The 12,160-nt window shown below is 44.1% G+C and carries 12 protein-coding genes and 2 riboswitches; of the genes, 9 read left to right on the top strand and 3 right to left on the bottom strand.

The genetic code is table 11. The features are described 5' to 3' along the window. The first annotated feature begins 1 nt into the window (after position 1). The 9 genes from DYE66_RS08365 to DYE66_RS08325 all read left to right on the top strand — a co-directional run bounded on the left by DYE66_RS08365 (position 2) and on the right by DYE66_RS08325 (position 6,564). On the top strand, positions 2-439 hold the full coding sequence (locus tag DYE66_RS08365; RefSeq protein WP_019783752.1) for a PTS mannitol transporter subunit IIA: 438 nt from the start codon (positions 2-4) through the stop codon (positions 437-439). A 36-nt stretch (positions 440-475) separates the two neighbouring features. Further along, positions 476-1,636 carry a mannitol-1-phosphate 5-dehydrogenase gene (locus tag DYE66_RS08360; RefSeq protein WP_115325115.1) on the top strand — a complete coding sequence of 387 codons (1,161 nt, stop codon included), beginning with the start codon at positions 476-478 and terminating at the stop codon, positions 1,634-1,636. Positions 1,637-2,175: 539 nt separating this feature from the next. Continuing rightward, positions 2,176-2,580: a hypothetical protein gene (locus tag DYE66_RS11055; protein ID WP_241208432.1), complete on the top strand. Its 405-nt coding sequence runs from the start codon at positions 2,176-2,178 to the stop codon at positions 2,578-2,580. A 476-nt stretch (positions 2,581-3,056) separates the two neighbouring features. Next, complete coding sequence (locus DYE66_RS11050; RefSeq protein ID WP_029236860.1) at positions 3,057-3,434, top strand: hypothetical protein; 378 nt, start codon at positions 3,057-3,059, stop codon at positions 3,432-3,434. Positions 3,435-3,506: 72 nt separating this feature from the next. Then, on the top strand, positions 3,507-3,740 hold the full coding sequence (locus tag DYE66_RS08345) for a hypothetical protein (protein ID WP_002997323.1): 234 nt from the start codon (positions 3,507-3,509) through the stop codon (positions 3,738-3,740). 185 nt (positions 3,741-3,925) lie between these two features. Continuing rightward, complete coding sequence (locus DYE66_RS08340; protein ID WP_019788432.1) at positions 3,926-4,258, top strand: zinc ribbon domain-containing protein YjdM; 333 nt, start codon at positions 3,926-3,928, stop codon at positions 4,256-4,258. A gap of 158 nt (positions 4,259-4,416) precedes the next feature. Next, positions 4,417-5,058 carry an amino acid ABC transporter permease gene (locus tag DYE66_RS08335; protein ID WP_019788431.1) on the top strand — a complete coding sequence of 214 codons (642 nt, stop codon included), beginning with the start codon at positions 4,417-4,419 and terminating at the stop codon, positions 5,056-5,058. A 12-nt stretch (positions 5,059-5,070) separates the two neighbouring features. Further along, positions 5,071-5,700, top strand: coding sequence for an amino acid ABC transporter ATP-binding protein (locus DYE66_RS08330; RefSeq protein WP_029237197.1), 630 nt, complete (start codon positions 5,071-5,073; stop codon positions 5,698-5,700). A gap of 15 nt (positions 5,701-5,715) precedes the next feature. Continuing rightward, positions 5,716-6,564, top strand: a complete 849-nt coding sequence (locus DYE66_RS08325) for an amino acid ABC transporter substrate-binding protein (protein WP_115325114.1) — start codon at positions 5,716-5,718, stop codon at positions 6,562-6,564. 914 nt (positions 6,565-7,478) lie between these two features. Here DYE66_RS08325 and DYE66_RS08320 read toward each other — a convergent pair. From DYE66_RS08320 to DYE66_RS08310, 3 genes are all read right to left on the bottom strand, one after another. Continuing rightward, positions 7,479-8,675 carry a cation diffusion facilitator family transporter gene (locus DYE66_RS08320; RefSeq protein WP_002961980.1) on the bottom strand — a complete coding sequence of 399 codons (1,197 nt, stop codon included), beginning with the start codon at positions 8,673-8,675 and terminating at the stop codon, positions 7,479-7,481. Between the two features lie 321 nt (positions 8,676-8,996). After that, entirely contained in the window at positions 8,997-10,370 is a 1,374-nt protein-coding gene (locus tag DYE66_RS08315; protein ID WP_002996819.1) for an alanine/glycine:cation symporter family protein, read from the bottom strand. 134 nt (positions 10,371-10,504) lie between these two features. Beyond that, positions 10,505-10,609, bottom strand: a riboswitch (glycine riboswitch). A gap of 3 nt (positions 10,610-10,612) precedes the next feature. Continuing rightward, a riboswitch (glycine riboswitch) is annotated at positions 10,613-10,703 on the bottom strand. A 202-nt stretch (positions 10,704-10,905) separates the two neighbouring features. Then, positions 10,906-12,042: an ABC transporter ATP-binding protein gene (locus tag DYE66_RS08310; RefSeq protein WP_002997074.1), complete on the bottom strand. Its 1,137-nt coding sequence runs from the start codon at positions 12,040-12,042 to the stop codon at positions 10,906-10,908. Positions 12,043-12,160: the final 118 nt, after the last annotated feature.

Here is a 12,160-nt window from a genome sequence, read left to right as displayed (position 1 = left end):
TATGGAATTTGAAAAAAGTCTGATTAAACTCAATCAGCAATTTACCAATAAAGAAGAAGCCATCCGTTACTGCGGGCAGTTATTAGCAGACGGTGGCTATGTCAAGCCAGACTATATTGACGCCATGGTTCGTCGTGACCAAGAACTATCTGTCTATATGGGGAATTTCATCGCCATTCCTCACGGGACCGACGATGCTAAAAAGGAGGTTCTTAAGACTGGCGTGACCGTTGTCCAAGTTCCTAAGGGGGTTAATTTTGGTACGGAAGAAGATCCGCAAATCGCAACCGTTCTCTTTGGTATCGCCGGTCTAGGAAACGAACACTTGGAATTGATTCAAAAGATTTCTATCTTTTGTGCCGATGTTGATAATGTGGTTAAATTGGCAGATGCCCAGTCTCAAGACGAAATTATTCGTCTCTTAAATAGTGTGGAATAAGGCTAGTCGCCTAGTAAGGAAAAGAGGTTTAGAAAAATGAGTAAAGCAGTACACTTTGGTGCCGGAAATATTGGGCGTGGTTTCATCGGAGAAATTCTCTTTGAGAATGATTTTGACATTACCTTTGTGGACGTTAATGAAAAAATTATTGACGTCCTCAATGAAAGAGCTAGCTACGAAATCGAAATCGCTGAAGATGGCAAACGCCATATCGCAGTTTCTGGTGTTTCCGGAATTAACAACGGCAAAGATCCAGAAGCCGTGGTCGCAGCTATTACCCAAGCGGACATTATCACAACGGCTATCGGTCCTAACATTCTGCCCTTAATTGCAGGCCTGATTGCTCAAGGAATTGAAGCTCGTCAAGCGGCTGGTAAGGAAGAACCGATTGATATCTTGGCCTGTGAAAATATGATTGGGGGGTCCCAATTCCTCTGGGAAGAAGTCAAAAAGCACCTCTCCCAAGCTGGTCTAGAATATGCTGAAAACTATGTTGGTTTCCCAAATGCCGCTGTTGACCGGATCGTACCTGCTCAAAGCCATGAGGATCCTCTCTTCGTTGTCGTTGAACCCTTCAAGGAATGGGTAGTCGAAACAGGTTGCATGAAAAACAAGGGCCTTAAATTGACTGGTGTCCACTACGAAGAAGAACTAACACCTTTCATCGAACGTAAGCTTTTCTCAGTAAACTCTGGTCACGCAACCTCTGCCTATACGGGTGCCCACTACGGTGCTCAAACCATTTTGGAAGCTCTCAAGAATTCAACCGTTAAGGCCAATGTCCAAGCTGTCCTGGCTGAAATTCGTAGCCTCTTGATAGCCAAGTGGGACTTCAAGGAAGCAGACCTCTTGGACTACCACAAGGTCATCATTTCACGGTTTGAAAATCCTTATATCGTGGATGATGTGACACGGGTAGCTCGGACACCAATTCGCAAACTGGGCTTTGACGAACGCTTCATTCGCCCAATTCGCGAACTTAAGGAACGCGGACTAGCCTATGACAATCTGCTCAAGACAGTAGCCTATGTCTTTGAATACAAGGATCCAAATGATCAACAATCCGTCGAATTGCAAGACCTCCTAGCCAATAAGCCATTAGCAGAGGTTATTACTCAAGTGACCGGTCTTGAAGACCAGGACTTGATTGCCGAGATTGAGTCGGCAGTAGAAGCTTTGGAAAATCTACTCTTATAGCAAAATAAGGTTTGGTCAAGTTACCAGGCCTTATTTTCTAGGCTCATTGTACTGCCGGCAGAGCTTTGTCTAAGGGGGCTAGCTAGGCCAGGGGCTTAATTGAATTGTAATTTCTTTTGGCTTAAAAAATGCTATAATCAATATGCTTATTAACTGATAGATAAGGATTAGGAATAATGGCAAGAGAAAAGGACTTTGATAGGGCTTTTGAGACTAATGAGACCGATTGTTTGGCCTGGTCGGAAAGGATTCATACCAAACTGGGCGTGACCCTAGGCCAGATTCTACTTGCGGCTGTTCTGGTTTTCTGTCTTCTTGGATTCTTGGGCTATTCAATTTATTCAGTTGAAGGTGTCCCCTATTTTGCTAAGCAGCACTTGCAATTGGAGAAGGGAAAGGAACCCCACCATTGGACCTACCAGGAGTTTGATAGTCTTAAGCTCAGTAGCGACGAGCATGAGACGTCAGGATATTTAGCTGATAAGATTGCTCAGCGATTTGGTAAAGCTGAAATTGATACGTCAGTGAACGATCTAACCATGACCTATAGTCCTTCTTCCAAGTCTTATGGAGGTAACCCCTTCACCGAAGTGACTCTGACCTTCTGGAGAGCAAAGGGAAAGTATTACCTCAGCCGTAAGGAGGCAGAAAATATTCAGGATGGAAAAAATTTCCGCTTGCAGGAAAAAACGTCAGTAACTGATGAGGCTGCCTATGAGAGCCTGAACGTTGGTAATTTTGATGACGGAGAGGGCGGAGACACCTACCAGTCTGTTGTCAAACAATTTGGATTCCCTCAGTCCAATCATATTGATGTCATTAATAACGGACATACAAACCTAACGATTGACTACCGCTGGAATGAGGGCAATCATTATTACGACCAAGAACTGACCTTTAGTAAGCATAAGGATGGTCATTATTACTTAAAGTCTCGTCGTTAGATTTGACCTAGAGATTGATGGGTTCTAATCAAAAGGAGATAAAGATGCAGGAGCAGATTTTTCAAGACCAGAATAAAAGAAACAGCAGTCAGAATCCTCAAGGAGGTTCCAATAAATCTGGCTGGAGCCTAAAGAAAAAGATTTTACTTGGTCTGGCCACGGGTCTTGGCTTGATAATCATCTTCGTAATGCTCTACCAAACCAATTCGGTAGCCTTTTTGACCCAATTGCGTTATCAGAATCATTCGGGGCAGGAATCGTCTAGCCTGACTTATAAGGACTACCAAGGCGTTAAACAAGGGGATTTACTTGATAGTGTTATTGAAAAATTTGGTAAAGGTAAAGTCAAGGTGGAGCGTGCTCTTAATCAGGACCATGATTCTAGTGGGGATGAAACCGGGCGGGTCTCTAGGTCCTGGTTTCGGGCAGCTGACTTAGATGTAGGTTACGGCACTTCCTACGATAAGAAAACCTATGTGTCATTCCATTTTAAAAGAGAGGGGCTAGGTCGATATGTCTTGGATTATAAATTTATTATCAATGCTCAAGAAGGCAAGACATTTCGATTAGAAGATTCTCCTAAAAAGCGAATCAGTCGCTCTGATTTTAAGAAACTCCATGTTGGCGACTCCTACTCTGGTCAAGGAGGGATGACCTATCAGGAAATTATCAATCGAATTGGTTATCCTACAAGCAATCAGATTACTGATTATATCAGTCGAGGTAGGGAATTACGCATTAGTTATTATCGTGATAAGTCGGATGGAAGAAAAGATTACTCTGTCTCCCTAACCTTTGAGCAAGCACAAGATGGCAAATATTATCTCAAAGCAAAAGATGGCGATTTTAAGTAAAGTTACTAATGAAAAATAGCAGAGGGCGCCTTATTATCAATCAGGTATTTTCAAATAGAGAAAGGATAAAAGATGACAGAAGATAATGAATTCGAGTCAGCCTTTTCGACGGGTCAGGAACTTGAATCTCCGATTTTTTCAGGGCGAGCCCCTAAAGCGCCAAGATTTTCCAAGTCACTGCAGTTAGAACCTGAAAAGATGGATGCTAAGGGCTTTAAAAGGGGGCTCCTGCTGGCTTTTATCGGCGTTGTAGGTGTCACAGTTTTAATAGCCCTTCTTGCTCTTTTAGTAACTAACCTTACCTAAAGTTGTCGTCTAGTCATGCCTATTTGGAGCTTTGAGGAGACTCAAGCCTTAAAACCTGATGACACAATAATATAGCTTGCCATATTGGCCTATAGCCATTCTATATCTAATTTTGTAACCAGTTTGCCCTCTTACTGGATTTAAGGTAAAATAGATTTGTCAGTAATTTTAGAAAAGGAAAATCTATGTCACTACCAAATTGCCCAAAATGTAACTCGGAGTATGTTTATGAGGATGGTGTCCTCTTGGTTTGTCCAGAATGTGCTTACGAGTGGGATCCCAACCAAGTTGAAGAAGACCAAGGTTTAGTCGTTCTTGATAGCAATGGGACTCGCCTAGCCGATGGCGATAGTGTTACTATTGTCAAGAACCTCAAGGTCAAGGGTGCTCCCAAGGAGCTCAAACAGGGTACTCGGGTGAAAAATATCCGTCTGGTTGAGGGTGACCACAATATTGATTGTAAAATTGATGGCTTTGGGGCTATGAAGCTCAAATCAGAATTTGTCAAAAAAGCATAAGTTAAGGGCTAGGAGCTAAAGGCTTCGAGCCTTTTATTATGATTTGAAACTTTTGCATATTTTCCAAGAAGAGTTGTATAAATATAAAAACTCACTCTTCCCAATTGTATGACAGTTTGATATAATAAGAGATATTACCTAAGAAGTGAGGAAGTTCTATGTCCTATGTTTTGGAAATCCTGCCAGCCCTCTTAAATGGAGCCTTGGTGACCCTGCAGGTTTTCTGCATTGTCATCATCCTGTCCATTCCTCTAGGGATTATTCTGGCTTTTTTGATGCAAATCAAATTCAAGCCCCTCAACTGGCTCTTGACCATCTATGTCTGGATTATGCGTGGGACGCCGCTTCTCTTGCAGTTAATCTTTTTCTACTATGTCCTGCCTAGTGTCGGCATTGTTTTTGACCGCTTGCCGGCGGCTGTTCTGGCCTTTACCTTCAACTATGCGGCCTATTTTGCAGAAATCTTCCGCGGAGGGATTGGTGCTATTCCTAAAGGACAATATGAAGCAGCCAAGGTTCTGAAATTCAGCCAACTCCAAACCATCCGTTATATCATCCTTCCGCAGGTGGTCAAAATCGTCCTGCCTAGTGTCTTCAATGAAGTCATCAATTTGGTCAAGGATTCTTCCCTAGTCTATGTCCTAGGTGTCGGTGACCTCCTGCTGGAAAGTCGGACGGCTTCCAACCGTGATGCTAGTCTGGCGCCAATGTTTGTAGCAGGTGCCATCTATCTCCTTCTAGTGGGTGTGGTGACCTTGGCTTCTAAACGCATTGAAAAGAAATTTAACTTTTATAAGTAGGAGGGGCCTATGTTGTTAGAATTAAAAAATATTTCCAAGCAGTTTGGCCACAAGCAAATCTTCAAGGATTTCAACCTAAATGTGGAAGAAGGAAAAATCCTGGCGATTGTTGGTCCTTCTGGCGGTGGTAAGACAACTCTTTTACGGATGCTGGCTGGCCTTGAAACCATTGATTCTGGTCAGGTTATCTATCAGGGACAAGAAGTCCCCCTCAACCACTTGGAGTCTGAAAATATTCTGGGCTTTGTCTTTCAGGATTTTCAACTATTTCCTCACCTAACCGTTCTAGAAAATCTGACTCTATCTCCCATCAAGACCATGGGCGTGACCAAGGAGCAGGCCTCGAAGAAGGCTCAGGAACTCCTTGCTAAGCTGGGACTGGAAGAACACGGCAGTGCCTATCCATTTTCCCTTTCTGGCGGTCAAAAGCAAAGGGTAGCCTTTGCTAGAGCTATGATGATTGATCCTAAAATTGTCGGCTATGATGAACCGACCTCAGCCCTGGATCCCGCCCTTCGTCAGGAGGTAGCTAAATTGATTGTTCAGAATCGCGATTTAGGGATTACCCAGATTGTGATTACCCACGATATGGATTTTGCCCAAGAGATTGCTGACCATATCGTGACCATCAACCCTAAATAGATAAAGGGGTAAGACATGAGAAAATTATCCAAGAGTCTAGCTTTGGGGGCCTTGTTTTTCCTAGTGGCTCTGGTCCTTGCCTCCTGTAGCTCTCGTTCCAATTTTGCGACTGAGACCGACCAATGGCAGACCTATAGCAAGGAAAAAACTATCAAGATTGGCTTTGATGCCACCTTTGTCCCCATGGGCTTTGAAGAAAAAAATGGCAAATATACCGGCTTTGATGTTGACTTAGCGAATGCTGTCTTTAAGAAATATGGGATTAAGGTTGAATGGCAGGCTATTGACTGGGATATGAAGGAAACCGAGCTTAAGAACGGAACTATCGACCTGATTTGGAATGGCTATTCCGTGACCGATGAACGTAAGAAGGAGCTGGCCTTCACTGAGCCCTACATGGTCAACCAACAGGTTGTCGTGACCAAGAAGTCTCCGGGGATTTCTAGCATCGCCATGATGGCTGGCAAGTCCTTGGGAGCACAGGCAGGTTCCTCCGGCTATGATGCCTTTGAAAGTCAGCCTGACCTCCTTAAAAACAAGGTCAAGGATAAGAAGGCGGTTCAGTATTCCACCTTTACCCAGGCTTTGATTGACCTACAGGCGGGTCGGATTGATGGCCTCTTAATTGACCGAGTTTATGCCAATTACTACCTGGAGCAGGAAGGAAAATTAGACCAGTATCACATTATGCCGGCTGGTTATGAGGCAGAAAGCTTCGCCGTCGGGGCTCGCAAGTCTGATAAGACCCTGGTTAAAAAAATCAACCAAGCCTTTAAGGAACTCTATCAGGCTGGCCAATTCCAGAAGATTTCCAAGAAATGGTTTGGTGAAGACGTGGCTACCAAACAAGTCAAAAATAAATGATAAGAATAAAAGCTAGGCTCAGCCTGGCTTTTTTGATAGTCTTTGAAAATCAAAAGAAGGATAAGCCAAACCATCAGCCAATAAAGGAGATGTAAACTTATACCCAATTAAAATCAAAGTTTGCATCTTTGATACTTTCTAACGTAGCAAGCTCATCAGCGATTAAAAATCACTGATGAACTACGGTAATCGCTATGGCGACTTACCTAGCTACCTTACTAATTCCCTTTTCAAAATAATATCGATTTTGAAAAGGGAATGTCGTTTAAAAGTGCGGACGCAAGAAGAAATTATCCAGTGGATGATTTCTTGGAACTCACGTAGTTTCATTGCGACACTTGGTTAGGCCAGTCGATTTTACTGGCCTAACCGAGTTAATCAGGGGGCTAGCCAATCACTATTGAGATTGGCGTTAGACATCGCTACTTTAGTAGCTGATGGCTTTGCCCCGTGATAAATTTTGAGCCCCTTCGCTTTCGAGTTTTTAAGCTCAGGCAGATTTAGTCCACCGGACTAAATCTCTCTCAAAATTTCCGTTCTTAGCAACATCTGTAGTTGTTGCTAAGAATACCACTTTGGCGAAAGTATCACTTTTAGAATGACTCCATTAGTTAATGATTTATGTTAATTTTCCAGATGTAGTCGTATTGAGATAGTAAATTGCTAATTTTGAATTTCAAAGAGTATTAGGGCTTTAGCTAAAGTAGCCGACCTTGCCCATCGAGAATTTCGAATTCTTATACTCTCTGATGTTTAAAATTGTCACCTGACAGTTCAAACCAAGTCAGATCTGAGTTACTTAGTAGTTACAAACAGAGTGATAGTTCTGATTTTAACCCGGTATTAGCCCTGCTTGACTAATCTATTTTGAAATTTTCCAAATATGTAGTAAAAAGAGCTGGCCAAGCCAACTCTTATCTTTCTGTTTCTGGGGTGATTTGGTGGAAGAGGAGTTTCCAAGTTTCATGCCGCCGCCAGATGCTGACGTGCTGTCTGCCTTCCAGACGATAGGTAATAAGCTTGGTCTTCTGACTGATGGAGGTCATCTTGAAATATTGGAAGTTGCTGGAGTAGTAGGGAGCCAAGTCAAGGAAGCTTTGTTCCGTTAAGACTTGACCATACTCATTGACCAGCATAAAGTCTTCAGCAATATAAGTTTCGTAGTCTGGAATTTTGGCCAAGACAAGTTTTTCAAATTTATAGAGCTTGTGATAGACATTATCAGGGATTTCGTCTTCGGGAATAGGAGCAGGTTCAACATGGATATCGACATCATAGACTTGAAAATCATCATGGAGGAGTTGCTCCACTTGCTCGGTAATGGCATGGCTCTCATAGACAGATAGGTCAGGATTCATTTCCAGAACCAGGTCGAGGAAGATATTGGAACCGTAAGTCCGCCCCCTCTGGGATTTGACGGCTGTAATCTTGGGGATTTGTAAAATAGCCTTCTCATATTGGGACAACTGCTTATCATCAAAGCCATCAGATAGACTGAAGGTGGCCTGGATAAAGATGTCATAGGCTGTCTTGAGGATGAAGTAGCAGATGATGATGGCGGCGATCCGGTCAACGATGGACAAGTTCAGAGAGCTGGCCACAATGGCAACCGAAGTTCCAATCGAAGTGACGGCATCTGACAGATTATCCTTGGAAGCTGCCAGCAGGGCTGAGGACTTGACCTTCTTAGACAAGTGGCGGTTGTAGAGGTAGACACCATACATGACTAGGGCGGAAATGACACCAACCAAGGCCCCCAATGGATCAATCTCAGTTTGACTGTTGCCGATTAGCTTTTTAATGGTTTCAAAAAGAACCTGAAAGCCAACCAGAAACATGATAAAGGAAGTCAGCAGGCTGGCTAAATCTTCAATTTTCCAATGGCCGAAGCGATGGTCTTCATCAGCCGGCCGACTAGCCAGATAGAGGCCAACCAAGAGGATGACATTACTCATGATGTCTGACAGGTTATTAAAACCGTCGGCAGTCAGGGAGGAAGAATTCAGCAGATAACCGAAGACCAGCTTACCAACGGTCAGGACCAGATAGGCGAAGATGGAGACAATGGGCCCCCGCCTTGCAAATTTTATATTATCTTCCGCAGTTGCCATAAGTCCTCCTTGATTTCTAATACCCTATATTATAGCAGAATTGCTGGCTCCAGGCCAATGGGGCCGGAAATAAAAACTCCCCCAGACTGATTGTCAAGAGGAGAGTAATCACATTTAGCTCAAATCCAGCTGAGACTTAGCAAAGTATTTCTTGGTTGAGGCAATAATGATTGAGGGAGAGGTCCAGCAGCATTATCAGATCTGGGAAAACCATGAGACCGTTGACGATATCAGCAATGGACTTCTTTATAGAAGCTACTTGTAGTTTCTGTCATGCAAAGCAGGAGAATTTTGTGTGGCAGTTGCTACTATAGGATTAACTTATTTGCTAGCATCAACGTGATTTTTAACTCCTGCCATGCGCTTAAAATAGGATTTAGTTTCCTTGATGATAATAGGTGATAGCACTAGGAGTGCGATCAGGTTTGGCAGGGCCATAAGACCGTTAACAATATCGGCAATTTTCCAGATAACCTGCAGTTGCAGGTAGCCTCCCAAGGCCACCATGAAAACAAAGATACAGCGGTAAATGGTAATTCCCTTGGTGCCAAAGACAAATTCTACGCAACGTTCGCCATAGTAAGACCAGCCAAGAATAGTAGTAAAGGCAAAAAGAGCCAAAGATAGGGTCAGAACCAAACTACCAATATTGCCAAAGACTGAAGAGAAAGCTGACTGGGTGACAGCTGCTCCCTCTAAGCCTTTGACTGACCATTGACCCGTAATCAGGATGGATAGGCCTGTCAATGTACAGATGATAATGGTATCAATGAAAGTGCCAGTCATAGAGATCAGCCCTTGTTCAACTGGCTCGTGGGTCTTGGCAGCCGCAGCGGCAATAGGAGCAGAACCCAGTCCAGATTCATTAGAGAAGACTCCCCGAGCGACCCCCAGGCGAATGGCCTGCATGACCGTAGCTCCTGTGAAACCACCGACAGCAGCTGTCGGTGTGAAGGCTGATTTAAAGATGGCCACAATGGTTGGAACAAGGTTTTGATAGTTAATTGCAATGACACTGAGGGCAGCCAGAATATAGAGTCCTGCCATGAAAGGAACGATTTTTTCTGAAACCTTGGAGATGGATTGAATTCCTCCAAAGACAATGATGGCGACAAAAATGGCAATGATAATGCTGACCACTTTTGGTGACCAATTGAAGCTGTTTTGCAAGGACCCTGTAATCGAATTAACTTGAGAGAAAGTCCCAATCCCCAGAAGAGCCACTAAGATACCAGCTAGGGCGAAGAAATAGGCCAGAGGTTTGGCGATGACTTTCAATCGGCCGGTAATTCCATTGATGATGTAATACATGGGTCCACCGGAGACTTGGCCATTGTCATCCTTTGTCCGGTACTTGATAGCCAGCAGACCTTCGGCGTACTTGGTAGCCATACCGAAAAAGGCAGCCATCCACATCCAAAAGAGGGCCCCGGGACCGCCAGTTCCAATGGCTGTCGCCACCCCAACTATATTACCAGTTCCGACGGTGGCAGCTAAAGCCGTAGCCAAAGCTGCAAAGCTGGAGATGTCTCCTTCACCTTTGTCCTCTGCAAAAATCAATTTAAAAGCCTTAGGTAGGCGGAGTACCTGCAGGAGTCCCAGTCGAATGGTCAAATAAATCCCTGTTCCGACTAGAAGAACCAGTAGGGGTGGTCCCCAAACAAAATCGTCAATTTTTGTAAAAAAGTCTAGCATGACTAATCCTCCAAAGTATTAATATCATCAGCAACCAATGGAATCGAGGAATATAAAAGGCCCAGACTAGCTGAGGTCTGGACCATGGAGACTATAAACAGCACGACAAAAGTCTAGGCAGTTGTGGGCTGAATTTCTGTCCTTTTGCCTGAGAGTTTGAGTAGTCTAGGCTACCTTGCCCCTTCGGCGTTCTCTCTGCACTTAACAGCTTGGTCAGCACAGAGAAAATCTCTCCAGAAGTCCGTCCATCATCAGTCCTATTCTATGGCTAGAAACCTGAGAGCATTACTCCTTCGGCGAAAGACCTGGTCTTTTCTCTCCTGATGATTTCAAACGGTTATTGATAAATATGTTACTAGTTTAGCGAAAAATCCGAATGCTGTCAAGCCTGTTTTAAGGGAATGACGATGAAATCCGAATGATTTTAACGAAAATTTGTCAATCAAGGAATCAAGGGCCACATTCGTTCGTGCCTCTCGAAGGACCGTAAAAAACCCCGAGAGCTAGAGGCCCTTGGAGCTTGGGATGATGAGTGTTAAGCTTCAATGCGTTCGGTGGTTTCCTTGTCGAAGAAGTGTCCCTTAGCAACATTGAAGGTCAAGTTGATGTGCTGGCCTGGAGCCAGGTAATCGCGGGCATTGACCCGAGAAGCAAATTCTTGATTACCCGTCTTACAGTAAAGCACGGAGTCGCTGCCTAGCAATTCGGAAATTTCTACGGTAGCCTCGACGACGGCAGAAGGGAAGGTAGCCCGGGCAATTTCAGCTGAGGAAATGTCTTCCGGACGAATACCGAAGGTAACTTCTTTCCCCATATAACCCTTGCTTTCCAAAAGTTTCTTTTGGCCTTCTGTCAAAGCAATTTCGAAGCCCTTGCCATCTGAGATGGTGTCCTGATTAACGGTGACATCAAAGAAGTTCATGGCTGGACTGCCGATGAAGCCAGCAACGAATTTATTAGCAGGCTTGTTGTAGAGCTCTTGCGGTGTTCCGATTTGTTCAACCTTACCGACAGTACCCGTGCCAGCCTCGTTTTTGGTTGCTGACATGATGACAATCCGGTCAGCTAGGGTCATGGCTTCAGTTTGGTCATGGGTAACGTAGATGGTGGTTGCCCCAATCCGACGGTGAAGTTTAGCAATTTCAGCCCGCATGGATACCCGCAACTTGGCATCTAGGTTTGACAGGGGTTCGTCCATGAGGAAGACCTTGGCATCGCGGACAATAGCCCGTCCCATGGCAACCCGTTGCCGTTGACCACCTGAGAGGTCAGCCGGCTTACGGTTGAGCAATTCTTTCAGCCCGAGAATGTCGGCGGCTTCCTCAACCCGTTTGCGAATGTCGTCTTTCTTGTATTTGCGCAATTCCAGACCAAAGGCCATGTTTTCAAAGACGGTCATATGAGGATAGAGGGCGTAGTTTTGGAAAACCATGGCAATATCACGGTCTTTAGGAGATTTGTCATTGACCAGAACATTGTCAATATAAAGCTCTCCCTTGGTGATTTCTTCCAGACCGGCAATCATCCGCAGGGTGGTTGATTTACCACAGCCCGAAGGTCCTACGAAAACAATAAATTCCTGGTCCTGAATATCAAGATTGAAATCTTCAACAGAGTAGTAGTCGCTGTTGGGATATTTTTTATAAATATTATCAAGTTTTAAAGTCGTCATAATTATTTCCTTTTACAATATACACTGAATTGAGTTCAAGCTACAAACTCACAAACACGAAAGTTAAACTGAACTCGCCTACACCTCTGTGAAAATAGATAAACTTTCCTAGGTGTTT

The organism is Streptococcus downei MFe28, from assembly GCF_900459175.1.
GTDB classification, from domain to species: Bacteria; Bacillota; Bacilli; order Lactobacillales; family Streptococcaceae; genus Streptococcus; species Streptococcus downei.
This window is presented reverse-complemented; position numbering and strand designations above follow the sequence as displayed.